The sequence below is a fragment of the Lentilactobacillus sp. Marseille-Q4993 genome (assembly GCF_951230165.1).
Classification (GTDB): Bacteria; Bacillota; Bacilli; order Lactobacillales; family Lactobacillaceae; genus Lentilactobacillus.
Genome location: NZ_CATNVB010000006.1, coordinates 12,957 through 31,785, shown reverse-complemented (window position 1 = coordinate 31,785; position 18,829 = coordinate 12,957). Strand labels below are relative to the sequence as shown.

Sequence of the window (18,829 nt, the reverse complement as noted above, 5' to 3'; positions counted from 1 at the left end):
AGTAGATTCACAAACTATTATAGGCTTTAGAATTACTTTTGTTTATCGCTAATTATAATCATTGGTAAGATTAGTGGGTGGCGCTCAGTCTTTTCATAAAGGAAAGATTGAAGTTCATCGATAATTGAGTTCCGAATGGAAGATTCAGTTGCCTTTTTGGAACGCATTGATTTCCTAATTGAACTAAATACCAAACGTCTACCTTCATCAAGTAGTTCACCTGATTCTCTCATATAAACGAATCCACGTGAGAGAATATCAGGACCAGATTGGATTTCTTGATTCTTTAGGTTAACGGTCGCAACGACCACGACAATTCCTTCTTCGGAAAGTAATTGTCGATCCCGAAGAACGATATTACCGATATCACCAATTCCACTGCCATCAATGTAAACATCACCGGCCTGGAAATGACCAGCTATGTGAGCACTATCCTTTGAAAGGGCAAGGACGTCACCGTTTTGCATGATGAAGCTGTTTTCCAATGGAACCCCACACTCTTCAGCCAATTCGGTATGAATCTTTAACATCCGGTATTCACCATGAATAGGCATAAAGAATTTAGGCTTCATCAATCTTAGCATTAGTTTCTGTTCTTCTTGGCCACCATGACCAGAAGTATGAATGTTGTTTACTTTACCGTGGATAACGTTAGCTCCGGCTTCTTCAAGCTTGTTGATAACGCTATTGACGCTAGTTGTGTTTCCGGGGATTGGGTTACTTGAAAAGATAACTGTATCACCGGGTTGGATGGCGATTTGGCGGTGGGTTCCGTTGGCAATTCTCGAAAGGGCAGCCATCGGTTCACCTTGAGATCCAGTACATAAAATCATCGTTTTATTTGCCGGAAGTGATTGCAAGTCATGGGCATCGACAAAGGCTTCGTCTGGGATGTCAAGATATCCAAGCTCTCGACCATTGACGATGGCTGCTTCCATACTTCGACCAAACACTGCGATTTTTCTGCCGTGAGCCATTGCATTGTCACAAGCAGTCTTAATTCTAGAGATGTTTGATGCGAAGGTAGCAAATATAATTCTATCTTCGATTTGATCAAAAATGTGAGCAACAGAATTTGCAACCCACTTTTCAGATTTGGTCCAAACTGGCCGCTCAGCATTCGTACTATCAGCCATCAAACAGAGAACACCTTCAGCACCTAGTCGTGCCATTTCTTGAAGGTTTGGTGCTTGTTTTGTAACTGGCGTTAAATCAAACTTAAAATCACCGGTTTGGACAATAACTCCAACTGGTGTGTGGACGGCAATCCCTAAGGTATCTGGAATTGAGTGGGTTGTTCTGAAGAAGGTTACCTTAGTCTTTCTAAACTTTAGGACTGATCCTTCAGAAATTTCATGAAGTTCAGCTGAGTTTAAAAGGCCATGTTCTTCAAGTTTATTTTTAATCAATGCCATCGCTAAAGGTCCAGCATAGATTGGAACGTTTAGCACCTTTAGTAAATAGGGTACACCACCAATGTGATCTTCATGACCATGGGTAATGACAAGTGCTTTGATTTTATCTTTGTTATCAAGTAAGTATTGGTAGTCAGGGATGACGTAGTCTACACCTAGTAGATCATCCTCTGGAAACTTGATTCCGGCATCAATTAGAATTATTTCATCTTGAAATTGAACGCCGTAGGTATTCTTCCCGATTTCCCCCAAACCACCAACGCCATAGATAGCAGCTTCGTTATTTTTGACGTTTAGTTTTTTCATTATTAGTTAAACTCCGTAACTTTAAAATCGGGACTTTGTTGTTCGTATTCCAAATGAGAACCTGATAAAGGTTCGATGAACTCGATGATGTAGTTAGTGTTGTCTTGAACTAAGGAACGAGCATCGACCTCAGTATCTGCCTCAACGTAGAGGGCCTTTGATGTTTCTCTGCTAGGACTTTCGTTTTTGTTTTCTTGGTAGATTACTTTAAAAATCATAAAAAAATACTCCTTTAAAATATATTCTGTTTTTTTAAGGAACTGATAAATTCCTTTTCGGACAGGTGGTTGTCTTTTACACAACTAATAATGGTAGTTTAACATAATTATGAAAATAAGTATATAATGCCCGTTTCCGAACTTCGCAGGTGTAAAAATGTTAAAATGAAAAGAAAAGGACTCGAAAAACGATGATACTATTATTTCAAGTGATAATCGGTCTCATTTTAGCCGTAATTTTGTATAATCTAATTCACTACTGGTTTGTTACGAGACCGAGGACAAAGCAAGTGAAATCAGCAGAAAGAGTGACCGCTAAGGCAGTAATTTCAGTATTGAACCAACTGAGTGTTGACGGCGTGATTCGAAATGACGACTACTCAGATATTGTCTCTGAGGACATATCAGATGTATGGGGTCGTGGTGTAATGGCGTTTGAATATAAACTCGCACCAGCAGCACTGTTAACCGATTTAGATCAATTTAAATCTGCCTTTAAACATGGCTTGGTTGAGTATTCAAAAGAGAACTATTTTGATCATGCTGATGTGAAGAAAAATAAATCAATTTTTATTATTTCAGATAGTTGGTTGTTAGATGATGTTGTTCACTTTGATGTGGCATTTCTGATTAATCAGACCACAATTGAATACGTAAACGATTTAAGAAAGCTAAAATGAAAAACAGGCGAAAACTTTTAATTAAATTTGAAAGTTTCTGCCTGTTTTTTAATTTAATAGATAAAAATTTCGTCTTCAGTCTTTGAAAACGGATTGTCCTTATCAATGTGATCATAAAATAACGTGCCGTGTAAGTGATCAATCTCGTGCTGGCAAACGATAGCAGGATAATTCTTTAACCTGAGCTTGTGTTCTTCGCCATCAACGTCAGTGTACTTTAACGTGATTCTTGCCGCGCGGGGAACGTATCCAGGAATATCCTCATCGACCGATAAGCACCCTTCGCCTTCAGTCAAAGCACCCCTTTGAACTGAGTTAGAAACGATTACGGGATTAATGATTACATCCTTGAAAAGTGGATCGCTGTTTTCATCTTCAGCGGGCACCAAAACTGATGCCATCATTTTAGATTCCCCAACCTGGGGAGCTGCCAAACCAACACCAGCCCTCAATTGGTACTTTTCACATAATTCAGGGTCTTGGCTAACTTCCAAATATTCCATTAAATCATGAGCTAACTGTTTATCTTCATCGCTGAGAGGAAATGCAACCTTCTCAGCTTCTTTTCTCAAAACGGGATCTCCGTCTCGAACAATATCTTTCATCAAAAACAAAGCTAAAACCTCCGAACAATTTGTCTATGAATATTCTATCGTAAAACACTGAAAAAAGAAATTTTATTTAGTGGAACATTGACGTTACGCTAATTTCACAAACCATCAAAATGAAAGCAAGCTTTTTATTTGACAAACGGAATGTTTTATACTTTGAAAAAGTTGTAATATCAGCGTTGGAAGGGCTTGCATCTTTTCTGAAAAGATGATAGATTTTAGTTGTGGTTGTTAAAGATCGCTTGTGCATCACAAAATTAAGCTTTTAGGAAAGGAAAGTGTTATATATGGCAGGAAAAAGTAAGCATATTGTTGATTTAGCTAGTATCAAGTCAACAATGAGCGACCCATACAAGAAACCGGTTCAAGTTATCGATGAAAATGGGAAGATAGTTGATAAGGAACTATTCGATCAGTTCAGCGATGACCAATTAGTGGACTTGATGGAAAAGATGGTTTGGGAACGTGCTTTACACGAACAAACAATGAACTTTTCACGTCAAGGCCGACTTGGTTTCTACGCTCCTACCTACGGGGAAGAAGCTTCAGAAATGGGGATAGCTAGTGCTATGCAAAAGCAAGACTATTTATTCCCAGCTTATCGTGATTTGCCACAATTGATCCAGCATGGAGCGACTGTTGAACAAGGATTTCTTTGGTCAAAAGGTCACTACCTTGCTAACAAGTACCATGCAGATGGTGTGAGAGCTATGTTCCCACAAATCATTATTGGTGCTCAATACGTTCAAGCAGCGGGGGCTGCACTCGGTATTAAGAAGAATGGGGAAGAAAATACCGTATCATATGCATTTACTGGTGATGGTGGTACTTCTCAAGGTGACTTCTATGAAGGAATCAACTTTGCGAGTGCCTTCCAAGCTCCAGCCGTATTCTTTGTTCAAAACAATGGATACGCAATTTCTGTTCCACGTCACAAGCAAACGGCAGCTGAAACTTTGGCTCAAAAGGGTGTTGCTTCAGGTGTTCCTGGTGTTCAGGTAGACGGAATGGATATTTTAGCTACTTACCTAGTTGCTAAAGAGGCTCGTGAATTTGCATCAGCTGGAAACGGTCCTGTTCTTGTTGAAACATTAACTTACCGTTTTGGTGCCCACAGTTCAGCTGGTGATGATCCAAGTCGTTACCGGACAAAGGAAGAAGAAAAACCTTGGTTCGATCGTGACCCATTGATTCGATTAAGAAAAGTTCTTACTGAAAAGAAACTTTGGGACCAAGAAAAAGAAGACAAGTTAGTTGAACAATATAAGAGTGACTTCAAGGAAGCTATGAAGAACGCTGAATCTGCACCACAACAAAAGGTTAGTGACTTCTTGAAGACTACTTTCGAAGTTCCTACCCCAAATGTTCAACGTGATATTGAAAAATTTGAAGCAAAGGAGTCGAAGTAATCATGGCTAAATTAACGTATATTAACGCAATTAACGACGGATTAAAGCAAGTATTGCAAGAAGACCCCAAAACGTTGATTTTTGGTGAAGATGTTGGTAAAAACGGTGGTGTGTTTAGAACTACTATCGATCTTCAAGACCAATTTGGTGAAGATCGAGTCTTCGATACTCCACTTGCCGAATCAGGTATTCTTGGCCTTTCAATTGGGTTAGCAGTAACTGGTTGGCGTCCAATTCCAGAAATTCAATTCATGGGATTCACTTTTGAAGCTGTCGACTCCATTGCAGGTCAAATGGCACGTAACCGGTTCCGGTTTGCCGGAGCAGTTTCAATGCCTATCACTATCAGAACACCATTTGGTGGTGGTACTCATACTGCTGAACTTCACGGTGACTCACTAGAAAACTTCTTCACTGGTGTTCCAGGACTCCGTGTTGTTACTCCTTCAAACCCATATGATGCAAAGGGATTAATTATCTCTTCAGTTGAGAATAATGACCCAGTGCTATTCATGGAAAACTTGAAATTGTACCGTTCAATGAAGGATGAAGTTCCTGAAGGCAAGTACACCGTTCCGCTAGATAAAGCTAACGTTGTTCGCGAAGGATCTGACATTACCATTGTTGCTTATAGTGCAGAAGTTAATGAAGCATTAAAAGTAGCTGAAAAATTAGAAAAAGAAAACATTTCAGTTGAAGTTGTTGACTTACGTTCACTTTCACCAATTGATACTGAGACTATCTTTAAGTCAATTGAGAAGACCCACAAGGTGGTTATTGCTCAAGAAGCTCAAAAGATGGCAGGTGTTGGTGCTGAAGTCGCATCTGAAATTGCTGAAAACAAGATCATGTCATTGGATGCACCAATTGGACGGGTAGCTGCTCCGGATAGTGTCTTCCCATTTGCTATGGCTGAAAACGATTGGCTTCCAAATGCTGATGATATTGAAGAAAAAGTTCGTGAGATTTTGAACTACTAAAATTCTAATTTGAGAAAGGAAGTTAGACCCTATGGCTTACAATTTTAAACTCCCAGAATTAGGAGAAGGAATGGCCGAAGGCGAAATCGCTACATGGTTAGTTAAACCAGGCGATGTTGTCAAAGAGGACGATCCATTAGTAGAAATTCAAAACGACAAGTCCGTTTCTGAATTGCCTTCTCCAGTTGCTGGAACAATCAAAGAAATTCAAAAGCAGGAAGGCGAAACAGCTGAAATCGGCGATGTTTTAGTTGTCATCGATGACGGTTCCGCTGATAGTGGCGATTCTGCCCCTGCAGAAGCTCCTGCTAAAGAAGAAGCTCCCGCAGCACCTGCACCAGAAGCACCAGCTACCCCAGCTGCACCTGCAGCTCCCGCAGCCAGTGCTAACCCAACCCCAGCTGATCCTAATAAGATTGTCTTAGCTATGCCATCAGTTCGTCAGTATGCTCGTGACAAGGGAATAGATATCTCCCAAGTTCCTGCATCTGGAAATCATGGTCAAGTAACTAAGGCTGATATTGATGGATTCAGCGGTGGAGCAGCACCTGCACCTGCAGCAGCTGCCGCTAGCACAGCAGCTCCCGCAGCAACTGGTGATAAACCAGCTGGTGCTCCAATCAAGCCTTACTCATCAGCAACGCCAGAGCTTGAAACAAGAGAAAAGATGTCACTTACTAGAAAGGCGATTGCTAAGCAAATGCGGCTTTCAAAGGATATTGCACCTCACGTTACCTCGTTTGATGACGTTGAAGTTAGTGCTTTGATGGCAAACCGTAAGAAGTACAAGGAAATTGCTAAGGACCGTGATATTCACCTTACATTCCTGCCATATGTTGTAAAGGCCTTAGTTGCTGTTATGAAAGCATATCCTGAACTTAACGCGTCAATCGACGACTCAACTCAAGAAGTTGTTTACAAGCATTACTATAATGTTGGTATCGCAACCAACACTGAGCACGGTCTTTACGTACCAAACGTTAAGAACGCTGACTCTAAAGGTATGTTTGAAATTGCTAAGGAAATTACTGAAAACACCCAAGCTGCATACGACAACAAGTTGAGTGCTGATCAGATGTCCGGTGGTTCAATCACTATCAGTAATGTTGGCTCAATCGGTGGTGGCTGGTTCACACCAGTTATCAACTACCCTGAAGTTGCAATCCTTGGGGTTGGTAAGATTGCTAAGGAACCATATGTTGATGATGACGGTGAAATTAAAGTAGGTAACATGCTTAAACTTTCATTGAGTTACGATCACAGATTAATTGATGGTGCTTTAGCTCAAAACGCATTGAACTTATTAACTAAGTTATTGCATGATCCAGATATGTTATTGATGGAAGGATGATTAGTAAATGGCTGATGCTGAAAAGAAAGAAACAGTAATTATCGGTGCCGGCCCTGGTGGCTATGTTGCCGCTATCCGGGCATCTGAATTAGGCCAAAAAGTTACTCTGATTGAAAAATCAGATACACTTGGCGGTGTATGTTTAAACGTTGGTTGTGTTCCTTCTAAAGCTTTAATTGCTGCTGGTCACCGTTTACAAGAAGCTAATCGCTCTGACGAATACGGAATCAGTAGCAAAGGGGCAACAATCGATTTTGCCAAGACTCAAGAATGGAAACAACACGACGTTGTTGACAGAATGACAAATGGTGTTTCGATGTTGTTGAAGAAGCACAAGGTTGAAGTTATCCAAGGAGAGGCTGTATTGGACAGCGACACTCGATTAAGAGTAATGCCTGTTGGACCTCGTCAATTTATGGATAACAACAATGGTCAAGTCATTGATTTTGATAACTTGATCATTGCTAGTGGTTCCCACCCAATCGAAATTCCAGGTTTCAAGTTTGAAGGCAGAGTTGTTGACTCAACTGGTGGCTTAAACTTACCTGAGGTTCCAAAAGAATTTGTTGTTATCGGTGGTGGATATGTCGGAACTGAATTAGCTGGAGCCTATGCTAACCTTGGTTCTCACGTAACAATTATCGAAGGAACTGATTCGATCCTTGCCGGATTTACTAAAGATATGGTCGCTGTTGTTTTGAAACAACTCAAAGCAAAGGGTGTCGATGTTATCACTGGTGCCAAGGCCAAATCATCAAGTCAAGACGACAAGGGAGTCACAGTGACATATGAAGTTGATGGTAAGGAATCAACAGTAGCTGCAGATTACTGCATGGTTACAGTTGGTCGGAAACCAAATACTGATGAACTGGGACTTGAATACACTAAAGTTGAAGTGAACGACCGCGGAATCATTCAAACTGATGAACAAGGTCGAACAGCTTCAGAACACATTTTTGCTATTGGAGACGTTGCTTCTGGGCCTGCATTGGCTCATAAGGCATTTTTCCAAGGAAAAGTGGCTGCAGGAGCAATTGCTGGTAAACACACTGCTAACGATTATGTTGGTGTTCCAGCTGTTTGTTTCTCAGATCCTGAATTAGCAGTAGTTGGAATGACCGAAGCAGAGGCCAAAGACAAGAGTTTGGACGTCAAGACGGCCAAGTTCCCATTTGCTGGTAATGCTCGTGCCGTTTCATTGTACGAAGCCGAGGGATTTGTTCGCTTGATTTATACAAAGGATGAAGGAACCGTTCTTGGAGCGGAAGTAGTTGGCCCAGGTGCTAGTGATTTAATTTCTGAATTAAGTTTGGCTGTAAATGGTCGAATGAATGTTGAAGATATCGCATTAACAATTCACCCACACCCAACCCTCAGTGAACCAGTTCAAGAAGCTGGCGACATTGCTTTGGGCTTCCCAACCCACGTTTAATAAGCATCTAAAATAGAATAAATTGGTTTCTATTCACAAACCTCAATGAAAGAGTCAGAACGTTTTCTGGCTCTTTTTGTTTTGAGTATTTTCAACATCACAAATTATGGAAACTGGTATAATTGAATCATCGAAGATTATTGAATAGCGAGGTGACTAACCGTGAGTGATAATTATGAGTACCCATTACTTCCAGGATTATCCGTTGATGAAATAACGAGTATGATCAATTTCTTTCAGCAAGTAGAAAAAGCGTATGAACAAAAAGCAGGGGTTAAAAAAGCGGATTTTGAGTTGGCACTTAAGCAATTTATGAATATTGTCCCCAGTAAAATGGAACAAAAGCAACTTGAAACCAAGTTTAAAGACGAATCTGGCTACGATGCATACAGAGTCATTAAGGCGCTACGAGATTCAAAAACTGAATACATAAAAGTGAGCGATGAATAATGGAAAAAGAAGAGATTATAAAGGTAGATACCACCGTTAAGGCATGGTTGAGTGAAGCTCGGGATAACGTTCTTCGCAAAATGGATAATCGATTAGAAGTTGATACGAAGTCAGGGAGAAAAGATTTAGTTACTAACATTGACAAGGCAAATGAACGCTTTCTAGTTAGTAAAATTAGACAATTTGATTCAGAAGCTAAGATTTTGGGCGAAGAAGGTTCTGGTGACGAAGTTCGGAACACTGACGGGCGAGTGTGGATAATTGATCCAATTGACGGTACGATGAACTTTGTTAAGCAACGAAACCACTTTGCTATTATGATTAGTTTGTACGAGGATGGAGAAGGTATTCTTGGCTATATTTTGGATGTGATCAATAATGAACTCGTTAGTGGTGGCCCCTCAGTAGGAGTTACGATTAATGGTCATCGAATGGAAGAAGTTCCTGATACGCCTCTCAAAGATGGGCTAATTGGTTTATCTGGACCAATGGTTTTAAATGATAATTATCATATGCAAGAAATTGCTCATACTTCAATGGGAATGAGAATATATGGGAGTGCTGGAATTGAAATGATTTCTGTTTTCAAGGGAGAACAAGTGGGATACATTTCCTACCTGAAGCCTTGGGATTTCGGAGCTGGAAGAATTATCGCTGAAACTTTAGGAATGAAAATCACATCTATTGACGGTAAACCTCTTGGTGTGTTATTATCTAATGCAGTGTTATTAGCGACAAAAAATGCACATCAAGACATTCTTACAATTGTAAAGAAGTAGTCCTACTGTGACAATGGTCACAGTTTTTTTATGCTAATTATTCAACAAAAAGTTACCTAATGACCGATTTTAATATGAAGGGAAGCAAACGAATTGAAAACAAGAGACGACATTCGCAACATCGCCATTATCGCGCACGTTGACCACGGTAAAACTACACTGGTTAACGAATTATTGAAACAATCTGATACTTTAGATGATCACGTTCAAATTGAAGACCGTGCCATGGATACTAATGACATTGAAAAGGAAAGAGGTATCACCATTCTTTCCAAGAACACGGCTGTTCGTTATGGGGACAAACAAATCAACATTTTGGATACCCCAGGACATGCTGACTTCGCTGGTGAAGTTGAACGAATCATGCGAATGGTTGATGGTGTTCTTCTTGTTGTCGATGCTTTTGAAGGTACTATGCCTCAGACTCGGTTCGTTTTGAAGAAAGCCCTTGACCAACACTTGACTCCAATCGTTGTTATTAACAAGGTTGACCGGCCAGGTGCTCGCCCTGAAGAAGTTGTTGACGAAGTGCTTGATTTGTTTATCGAATTAGGTGCTGATGAAGAACAACTTGATTTCCCTGTTGTTTACGCATCAGCTATGAATGGAACTTCAAGTTTTGATTCTGATGTAAGTGCACAAGAACATACAATGAAGCCAATTTTCGACACTATTATCGACAGAATTCCTGCTCCAATCGATAATTCTGACGAACCACTTCAGTTCCAAGTTGCCCTTCTTGATTACAACGATTTCGTTGGTCGAGTTGGTATTGGTCGGGTGTTTAGAGGAACAATCAAGGTTGGTGACAGTGTTACTGTTATGAAGCTTGACGGCTCAACTCAAAACTTCCGGGTTACTAAGTTGATGGGTTACTTCGGTTTGAAGCGATTAGATATTGATGAAGCTAAGGCCGGTGATTTAATTGCCATTTCTGGTATGGATGAAATCAGTGTTGGTGAAACAGTGGTTGATCCTGCTCACAAGGAAGCTTTGCCAATTCTAAGAATTGACGAACCAACTCTTCAAATGACTTTTGGTACTAACACTTCACCTTTTGCTGGTCAAGATGGTAAGTTCGTTACTGCTCGTCAATTGGAAGAACGTTTGAAGCGTGAACTTCATACTGATGTTTCACTTCGAGTTGAAGATACGGATAATCCAGGTGCCTGGACAGTTTCAGGTCGTGGTGAACTTCACCTTTCAATCTTAATTGAAAATCTTCGTCGTGAGGGTTACGAATTACAAGCTTCACGTCCAGAAGTTATCTACAAGACGGTTGATGGTCAACTTTCAGAACCATTCGAATCTGTTCAAATTGATACTCCTGATGAATACAGTGGTTCAATTATTGACTCACTTTCAAGAAGAAAAGCTGAAATGCAAAACATGGAGAGTGTTGGTAATGGCCAAACTCGTTTGACATTCTTAGCTCCTTCTAGAGGTTTGATTGGATACTCAACTGAATTCTTATCAATGACACGTGGTTATGGTATTATGAACCACACATTTGAAAAGTATTTACCAGTTATTAAGAACTGGAACCCTGGTCGTCAAAAGGGTACTTTAGTTTCAATGAATGCCGGTAAGGCAACTACCTACGCAATGATGGGTATTGAAAGCCGTGGTACTTTGTTGATTGATCCAGGTACTGAAGTATACGAAGGTATGATTGTCGGTGAAAACAACCGTGAGAATGATATTACGGTTAACATCACTAAAGGTAAAAACCTTACTAACGTCCGGGCCGCTGGTTCAGATGACATGGCAAGAATTAAGACACCAACTCACTACTCACTTGAAGAATCACTTGAATTCATCAATGAAGATGAGTTGTGTGAAATTACACCTAACTTCGTTCGTTTAAGAAAGAGATTACTTAACACGAATGAACGTGAAAAGGCTGCTAAGCGTGCTCGTCACAACTAGCAACTTCAAAGCGGAACCGAGCAATCGGTTCCGCTTTTTTTAAGGCTTTCTTTTTTCCGTTAGTAGCTATCAATCAAGGTGAGTGGCTGTGATATAATTATTTTTGTAATTAAAGATACGTAATGAAAGCTGAGAAACGAATATGAATCGACTTAAGAATTTAGATTATTTAATATTTATTCCATACGTTATTTTATGCGCTGTCGGAATTGTTATGGTGTACTCTGCCAGTGCTAATATTGGAACTCAAAACGGGGGCTCACCGCTTAGCTATTTAGTGAAGCAAGTTGCATACGTGGTGATGAGCTTTATAATTGTAATGTTTATGACCGCCGTTAATATTGATAAATTAAGGAATAAATCAGTATTATTATTTACTTGGATAGTTTTTATTTTTGCTTTAGCTGGTTTGCTGGTATTTGGAAAGACTGTCAACGGGGCGGCAGGTTGGATTCCGCTTGGACCAATCAACATTCAACCCGCTGAGTTCGTTAAGTTTTACTTGATTATTCAAATTGCCCATTCGATTACATCCAGATCCGATGATTTGATGTTCTCCAAGCGCGAGTGGTGTCGGGTCATGGTTTCAATTGGTTTTAGGGCGTTAGTTCTCATAGTCCTAATATTTCTTCAGCCTGATTTGGGTGGAGCAGCTATCAACTTTATGATTGCATTCATAATGATCATGGCAAGTGGAATCAATTGGAAGTACGCTTTAGGGTCAATTGGGGGATTAGTGGCATTAGTCCTGTTTGGAATTAAATTTATTTTGATTCCTATTTCACACACAAGCTTCGCTGATAGTTCATATAAAATCCAAAGAATTATTGCTTTCACTGATCCTTTTCATCACGCACAAGGAGCAGGCCAACAGTTGGTTAACTCCTATTATGCCATTAGTAATGGTGGCCTGTTCGGAGTTGGCTTGGGTAACAGTATTCAAAAAACCGGCTATTTGCCAGAACCAAACACCGACTTTATTATGTCAATTTTGACTGAAGAGCTTGGAGCAATTGCGGCAGTTATCGTTATTGGTCTTGTGGCCTTGATTGTTGCCCGGACGATTTTGTTAGGAACCAGGAGTAAGAGTCAGTTTCAAAGCTTAATTTGTTATGGAATTGCAACTTACATTACGATTCAGACTTTATTCAACATTGGTGGTGTCGTTGGGCTACTACCTATCACTGGAGTTACATTCCCATTTGTTAGTTATGGGGGATCAAGTATGCTCACACTGTCACTGTGTTTAGGGTTACTTCTAAATATAAGTGGTCGCCAACGACGCGAACGTGAAATGACACAGTTAGCCGTTAATTAACTGAAAGGGATGGATTATTTGGATACAGAGATACCAGAAGGTGTAGGCTTAATTGTCTATATATACTCACCCAGACAGCTGCGAAATTTAAAGCAGTTTGGAAAGACTGTCTACTACTCAAAGAGGCTGAGATACGCTGTTTTGTACGTTGATAGTGATAATATTGACGAAACAATTAAAAAAATTGAGAGCAGAAGATTTGTAAAAGAAGTAATCAGGTCGAAATTTCCTGAGCTGTTAAAAACGGTGAATGAAAGTAAGCTAGGTAACGCAAAACAAGAAAATGATTTGGGAGTTTAATGGCAATGAGAGTAATTTCTGGTAAATATGGCGGAATCCGGCTGAATCAAGTTAAAGGAGATCAAACGAGGCCAACTACTGATAAGGTTAAGGAGTCATTGTTCAACATTGTTGGACCGTACTTTGACGGTGGTGTGTTCTTGGATTTATATGCTGGCTCAGGAGCAGTCGGAATTGAAGCAGTATCTAGGGGAATGGAAAAGGCTGTACTGATTGATAAAGCATATCCAGCTATTGCTACGATTAAAGAAAACCTCACAAAAATCCATGATGATCAATCTTTTAAGGTTATCAAGGGGGCAGCAACTAATGTCCTTAGTCAGCTGGCAACCAGTGGTGAGAAGTTTGATATGGTTTTTCTGGATCCACCTTATAAGAAGCAACAGAACGTAGCTGATATTGAGAAATTACTGGAGCTTGATTTATTATCAGCTGATTCAATAGTTATTTCTGAGACTGATAATACGGTTGATCATCCAGATAGTATTGGTCCACTAAAATTGGGCCAAAAGAAAAACTATGGATTAACTAACGTTGCGATTTATCACTTTGAATAGGAGGAACAACAATGACAACTGCCTTATATGCTGGAAGTTTTGACCCGATTACTAATGGTCATGTTAATGTGATTGAAAGAGCATCAAAGCTATTTACAAAAGTGGTCGTAGCTATTAGTATCAATACAAGTAAAAAGTCTTTTTTTACTAGAGAAGAACGGGTTGATATGGCAAAACAGGCGTTAGCCCATTTGACAAACGTTGAAGTAATTGAGTCTGAAAAATTGACGGTTCGGCTAGCAAATCAGATTGGGGCAACTGTTTTGGTTCGAGGGGTTCGAGGAGCTCTTGATATTGACTCTGAGATGGCGATTTCTGATTTGAATGAAAGCATGGATGCAACTATTCAAACGGTTTTTTTGCCAACTAGCGCAGAGTTTAGGGCCTTGTCATCTAGTATGATCAAGGAAATCGCTAAGTTTCACGGGGATGTATCTAAATTTGTTCCAACCGCTGTGAAAACAGCGTTAGTAAATAAAAATAGATAAGCTGGTATTTGATGAAAAAAAGAACTAGGCAACTGGTAGTTGGTATTATGGCGGCAATTATTTTGTTGACCGCTGTATTTTTGCCACTACCTCAATACATAGAAGGACCGGGAGAGGCATTTAACTTAGCGAAAATCGTTAAGTTACCAAATCATCCCGATAAACACAAAGGAAAATTTTTGCTAACCTCGGTAGGAATCGCGCAGGCAAGGCCGTTAACTTACCTTTATGCTAAGCTCAATCCCCACTATTCAATTGAATCTAGTGAAAGTGTGACCGATGGTCAAAACGAAGAGGAATACGATAAGGTACAAAACTTCTACATGAGAAGTTCTATTGGCGAGGCAATTTACACTGCTTATAAACATGCTGGTAAAAAAGTTGATCGAAAATATCGTGGTATTTACGTACTCAACATTCAAAAAAAATCTAAGTTTTATGGTCATATTAAAGTCGGCGACGTAGTATCAAAGATTGATGGTCATAGATTCAAGAATTCAGATGGATTCGTCAATTATGTTAAAAAACATAAACTAGGTGATAAGGTTACGGTTCAATTTTCAAGGGGTAAAAAGCATTATCAAGTAACGAAGCCCCTAATTAAAATTGCGAAGAATAGAGCCGGAATCGGGATCACTCTAACCGATGATGTTCGTGTGCACACCAAGATACCAATCAAGGTCAATCCGGGTGAAGTAGGTGGTCCATCTGGTGGGTTGATGTTTTCATTGCAAATCTACTCTCAATTAACTGGTAAGAATCTACGGAAAAGTCGGGTAGTCGCCGGGACCGGAACAATCAATAGTGATGGTTATGTTGGTGAGATTGGCGGAATTGATAAAAAAATCATTACTGCTAAACGAGCTGGAGCTAAGATTTTCCTAGCACCATACGTAAAGCCGACCAAGACGATTTTGAAGTATGAGCCTGATGGTAAGACGAATTACCAAGTGGCAAAAGAAACTGCTAAAAAGTACGCTCCGAATATGAAGGTGGTTCCAGTTTCAACCTTCGGTGAAGCGGTTAAGTACTTAGAAAATAATTGATATTTTTTGGAGGATGCAGAAAAATCTGCTCCTCTTTTTTTCGTATTTTCTTTTGTAAGGAGGATACGTATGAATAGGATAAAGGAAATAATTGATGAGTATACTTATTATGTAGTTGGAGGGATGTTCGGAATTATAATCTTGATTGGTTTTGCGTGGGTAATGGTGGGTTCGCAGGTGGGTAATAATAAACAACCCGTAAGAAACAATACTTTAATGACTAAAGCTGCCTCGCAAGAATCGTTATCAAATAAGGAAAGTGAATCAAGTCAAACTACCCCAGCAAATGTTAATTCTGGCAGTGCCTACAATCAAATTTACGTTGATGTGAAAGGGGCAGTCAAGAACCCTGGAGTTTTTCAAGTTACCAGTCGGATGAGAGTCAATGATGCAATTAATTTGGCCGGGGGCTTTAATCGTTCCGCGGATCGAAAACAGGTGAATTTGGCTCAGAGATTAACGGATCAGCAGGTTGTTTATATTCCAATCAAAGGCGAAATCAAGGGAAATAGTTTAGCTAGTGGAACAACCCCACAAGAGCCAGCAAACCAAACCCAGATGGACTCTAGCACCGGTGATAGTGGTCAGACAGGTGATTCACAAGCTAAAATAAATCTGAATACAGCTGATAAAACCAAGTTGCAAGAATTAAACGGGATTGGTGAAAAGAAGGCTGACCAGATTATTGGGTATCGTAAATCTCATGGTCAGTTTAAAAAAATCGAAGAAATCAAAGATGTCCCTGGATTTGGTGATAAAACGTTTGATAATTTAAAGAGCTTAATTTGTGTATAGCAGTTAATCAGGATATGAGATATTATTATTCTCATGGAAGGTGAAATTAAATGGATACGCGAATTAAATGGGACCAATATTTTATGATGCAGGCAGTTTTGCTCGCAACGAGAAGTACCTGCCAAAGATTATCGGTAGGGGCAGTAATTGTTAGGGATAAACGAATTATTGCTGGTGGTTACAATGGGTCAGTGGCAGGTGACGATCATTGTTTGGATGAAGGTTGTTATTTAGTTGATGGCCATTGTGTCAGAACGATTCATGCCGAAATGAATGCAATTTTGCAGTGTGCTAAGTTCGGAGAGAGTACAGATGGTGCCGAAGTTTATGTTACTGATTTTCCATGCCTTCAGTGTACAAAAATGTTATTACAGGCTGGAATTACTAAAATTAATTATTTGCGTAATTACCACAACGATGAGTATGCTCAAAAATTAATCAAATTGAAGAATATTGAACTAAATAAAATAAAGCTAACTCAAGATGATGTTAATCAAATTGAGTTTGATTCCTATTTGTCCGGAGAATAATTAGAAATAGATGGATTTTTGTTGCCATTGCGGTTCTTGCGGTGGCAACTTTATTTGCTCAATTGTATATTATTGGGACTATTCTTGGCGTATGGATTATAGTTCGGTTGGTGTTCCTGGGCGATAATACAACATCAGTAGTTAGTTGTATTTGTATTATCATCTTTTGCTTGATCTGCTTTATTAAAACAGAGAAGTACTCTGAGAATGAGGTCAGGATTAATCAAGAAACCACTGAAGTAATTAAAGTAGACCCAGATAGGGTTAACGTTAACGGCGCAGTTTACACGTTCACTGGGAAATCAAGTAGTGGGCAGCCAACCTGTTTTCTAGGTCGTTTTTCCTCGGAGCAGGAAATTCAACTATTTAAAGCTCAAACTAAACCTTTTTGGTGGCAGGTTGAGGGTAAGTATGGTTCAATGCCTGAAGCTACCAATGTCAATCAGTTTGACATGCGTAAATACTATAAAAACATTGGGGTTAATCAAGAATTTATAATCAACAAAGTTATCCAGCAGGATACGAACTACAGAATGAATGTAATCGACAGAATTCACGCTTTTAGGGCCCAATTCATCAGGATGCTATCAAAGATGCCACCAACTGTTAGAACCTATTCAGAGGCTCTTATGTGTGGAAGTCGGAATCCATCTTTTTATGATGACTTGTCTGGCGTGACAATTCTTGGGCTAATTCATTTGTTTAGTATATCTGGGATGCATGTTGCTTACTTTTTAAAAATGTTGGAAAGTTTATTGAAACTTTTGAGACTACCTCGCAAGTTGATAAATATTGTGGCAATAATTTTTTTAGCTGCTTACTTCGTTTTTTCAGGGAGTGCAGCCGGTGTATTTAGGGCAACTGTAATGGCTGGTCTAAAGAATGCGTTTCAGATTGGCAAAATAAGAATTTCTAGTTTAGATGTTTGGAGCCTGACCCTGATTGCTAATTTAGTTGTGAACCCACGGGCTTTTTTATTGATGGGAGTCCAGCTAACATATATTTTATCTTTGGGAATAATTACATTATCGAGTGCGGGTTATCTAAAGAGGACTTTATATCTAAATCTACTCTCACTGCCAATTATTCTTTATCATATGTTTGAGTGGCACGTGCTTAGCCTTATCGCCAGCATAGTTGTAATGCCACTGTTTGGATCAATCATTTTTCCAGTTGTAATTATTGCGGTTATCTTTAACAATATTCCAATAATTGTGATTTTGGCGGACACAGTTTTAAACTGGTTCAATTCAGGCTTAAATTCAGTAGCTCTATTGCCTGGAAAGGTAACGTTTGGGAAACCATATATCGGGATAACGCTGATTATTTTATTTTTAAGTATTCTTCTAGTTGCTAATTGGCAGGTAAAAAGGCTCCCTGTGAAATTTTGGCTGTTAGGTTTATACGTGGCAACTTTCTGCTTGATTCATTTTCCAATTCAAGGAGAAGTTACGATGATAGATGTTGGCCAAGGAGACAGTTTTTTAGTAAGGGAGCCATTCAATCGGCGGATTAGTTTAATCGATACTGGGGGTAAAGTCACCTTTAATCAGCAGTCATGGCAGCGAGGCCACAAGAGTTATCAAGCTGTTAGGATTGGAATTAACTACTTAAAGAGTATTGGAATTTCTAAAGTTGATGATATTTACCTAAGTCATCAAGATGCTGACCACTGCGGGGATATTACGGCTTATTTAGACAAACTAGTTGTTAAAAATGTTTATGTTCCGGCTGGAATGGATAAGAATCCTCAGTTCTTGAAAAGAATTGAGTCAAATTATTCATCACCTAGGATAATTGGAATTACAGACAAACAACCATTGCCAAACCCCAGTCTTCAAGTCCTTCACCCGTTTGAGAGTGGGAAGGGTGAGAACCACGATTCGATTGTATTGTTGGCTAACCTTGGTGGCTTAAAATGGATATTCACTGGCGACCTTGATCAGCAAGGTGAGTTAGATACGATTAACCGGTACCCCAATTTACGAGTTGATGTGTTAAAGGTGGGGCATCACGGTAGTCGCACATCATCGGCTCCTGAATTTGTTAAGAAGATAGCCCCGTCAATAGGATTGATTTCAGCAGGAGTTAACAATCGCTATCATCACCCAAATGACGAAACGATAAAAACTTTGAGCCAAAACCATATTAAAATTTTAAACACTCAGAAGCGGGGCATGGTACGATATATGTATTCAGGCAATAATGGTAGTTTTAAATGCTTTAAGTAGGCGA

19 protein-coding genes are annotated in these 18,829 nt (G+C 39.6%); 16 read left to right on the top strand and 3 right to left on the bottom strand.

Annotation, left to right across the window (positions count from 1 at the left end):
• Positions 1 to 32: 32 nt before the first annotated feature.
• Complete coding sequence (gene rnjA / locus QOW94_RS03750; RefSeq protein ID WP_283678855.1) at positions 33 to 1,721, bottom strand: ribonuclease J1; 1,689 nt, start codon at positions 1,719 to 1,721, stop codon at positions 33 to 35.
• A 2-nt stretch (positions 1,722 to 1,723) separates the two neighbouring features.
• A complete protein-coding gene (locus QOW94_RS03745) occupies positions 1,724 to 1,939 on the bottom strand; it encodes a DNA-dependent RNA polymerase subunit epsilon (RefSeq protein WP_283678854.1) in 216 nt (71 codons plus the stop codon).
• Positions 1,940 to 2,229: 290 nt separating this feature from the next.
• Here QOW94_RS03745 and QOW94_RS03740 point away from each other — a divergent pair, with 290 nt between their 5' ends.
• Positions 2,230 to 2,619 carry a hypothetical protein gene (locus tag QOW94_RS03740; RefSeq protein WP_283678853.1) on the top strand — a complete coding sequence of 130 codons (390 nt, stop codon included), beginning with the start codon at positions 2,230 to 2,232 and terminating at the stop codon, positions 2,617 to 2,619.
• Positions 2,620 to 2,672: 53 nt separating this feature from the next.
• On the opposite strand, the gene def is transcribed toward QOW94_RS03740, so the two are convergent.
• The gene (def, locus tag QOW94_RS03735) at positions 2,673 to 3,233 is read right to left on the bottom strand and encodes a peptide deformylase (protein ID WP_283678852.1); all 561 of its coding nucleotides are present in this window, start codon (positions 3,231 to 3,233) and stop codon (positions 2,673 to 2,675) included.
• Between the two features lie 284 nt (positions 3,234 to 3,517).
• Here def and pdhA point away from each other — a divergent pair, with 284 nt between their 5' ends.
• The 15 genes from pdhA to QOW94_RS03660 all read left to right on the top strand — a co-directional run bounded on the left by pdhA (position 3,518) and on the right by QOW94_RS03660 (position 18,825).
• Entirely contained in the window at positions 3,518 to 4,639 is a 1,122-nt protein-coding gene (gene pdhA / locus QOW94_RS03730) for a pyruvate dehydrogenase (acetyl-transferring) E1 component subunit alpha (RefSeq protein WP_283678850.1), read from the top strand.
• A gap of 2 nt (positions 4,640 to 4,641) precedes the next feature.
• Positions 4,642 to 5,619: an alpha-ketoacid dehydrogenase subunit beta gene (locus tag QOW94_RS03725; protein ID WP_283678849.1), complete on the top strand. Its 978-nt coding sequence runs from the start codon at positions 4,642 to 4,644 to the stop codon at positions 5,617 to 5,619.
• Positions 5,620 to 5,650: 31 nt separating this feature from the next.
• Positions 5,651 to 6,970, top strand: a complete 1,320-nt coding sequence (locus tag QOW94_RS03720; RefSeq protein ID WP_283678848.1) for a 2-oxo acid dehydrogenase subunit E2 — start codon at positions 5,651 to 5,653, stop codon at positions 6,968 to 6,970.
• Between the two features lie 7 nt (positions 6,971 to 6,977).
• On the top strand, positions 6,978 to 8,402 hold the full coding sequence (lpdA, locus tag QOW94_RS03715; protein ID WP_283678847.1) for a dihydrolipoyl dehydrogenase: 1,425 nt from the start codon (positions 6,978 to 6,980) through the stop codon (positions 8,400 to 8,402).
• A 162-nt stretch (positions 8,403 to 8,564) separates the two neighbouring features.
• Positions 8,565 to 8,852 carry a UPF0223 family protein gene (locus tag QOW94_RS03710; protein WP_283678846.1) on the top strand — a complete coding sequence of 96 codons (288 nt, stop codon included), beginning with the start codon at positions 8,565 to 8,567 and terminating at the stop codon, positions 8,850 to 8,852.
• A complete protein-coding gene (locus QOW94_RS03705) occupies positions 8,852 to 9,631 on the top strand; it encodes an inositol monophosphatase family protein (RefSeq protein WP_283678845.1) in 780 nt (259 codons plus the stop codon). The genes QOW94_RS03710 and QOW94_RS03705 overlap by 1 nt, the downstream gene beginning before the upstream one ends.
• A gap of 93 nt (positions 9,632 to 9,724) precedes the next feature.
• Positions 9,725 to 11,560 carry a translational GTPase TypA gene (gene typA / locus QOW94_RS03700; RefSeq protein WP_283678843.1) on the top strand — a complete coding sequence of 612 codons (1,836 nt, stop codon included), beginning with the start codon at positions 9,725 to 9,727 and terminating at the stop codon, positions 11,558 to 11,560.
• Between the two features lie 142 nt (positions 11,561 to 11,702).
• Positions 11,703 to 12,878 (top strand): FtsW/RodA/SpoVE family cell cycle protein, encoded by a 1,176-nt coding sequence (locus QOW94_RS03695; RefSeq protein WP_283678842.1) that lies wholly within the window; start codon positions 11,703 to 11,705, stop codon positions 12,876 to 12,878.
• 18 nt (positions 12,879 to 12,896) lie between these two features.
• Positions 12,897 to 13,178: a DUF2129 domain-containing protein gene (locus tag QOW94_RS03690; protein WP_283678841.1), complete on the top strand. Its 282-nt coding sequence runs from the start codon at positions 12,897 to 12,899 to the stop codon at positions 13,176 to 13,178.
• 5 nt (positions 13,179 to 13,183) lie between these two features.
• Positions 13,184 to 13,735 (top strand): 16S rRNA (guanine(966)-N(2))-methyltransferase RsmD, encoded by a 552-nt coding sequence (gene rsmD / locus QOW94_RS03685; protein WP_283678840.1) that lies wholly within the window; start codon positions 13,184 to 13,186, stop codon positions 13,733 to 13,735.
• 11 nt (positions 13,736 to 13,746) lie between these two features.
• A complete protein-coding gene (gene coaD / locus QOW94_RS03680; RefSeq protein WP_283678839.1) occupies positions 13,747 to 14,223 on the top strand; it encodes a pantetheine-phosphate adenylyltransferase in 477 nt (158 codons plus the stop codon).
• Positions 14,224 to 14,234: 11 nt separating this feature from the next.
• The gene (locus tag QOW94_RS03675; protein WP_283678838.1) at positions 14,235 to 15,269 is read left to right on the top strand and encodes a SepM family pheromone-processing serine protease; all 1,035 of its coding nucleotides are present in this window, start codon (positions 14,235 to 14,237) and stop codon (positions 15,267 to 15,269) included.
• A 69-nt stretch (positions 15,270 to 15,338) separates the two neighbouring features.
• Complete coding sequence (locus QOW94_RS03670) at positions 15,339 to 16,064, top strand: helix-hairpin-helix domain-containing protein (protein WP_283678837.1); 726 nt, start codon at positions 15,339 to 15,341, stop codon at positions 16,062 to 16,064.
• Between the two features lie 50 nt (positions 16,065 to 16,114).
• Positions 16,115 to 16,594: a ComE operon protein 2 gene (locus QOW94_RS03665; RefSeq protein WP_283678836.1), complete on the top strand. Its 480-nt coding sequence runs from the start codon at positions 16,115 to 16,117 to the stop codon at positions 16,592 to 16,594.
• Between the two features lie 41 nt (positions 16,595 to 16,635).
• The gene (locus QOW94_RS03660) at positions 16,636 to 18,825 is read left to right on the top strand and encodes a DNA internalization-related competence protein ComEC/Rec2 (protein WP_283678835.1); all 2,190 of its coding nucleotides are present in this window, start codon (positions 16,636 to 16,638) and stop codon (positions 18,823 to 18,825) included.
• Positions 18,826 to 18,829: the final 4 nt, after the last annotated feature.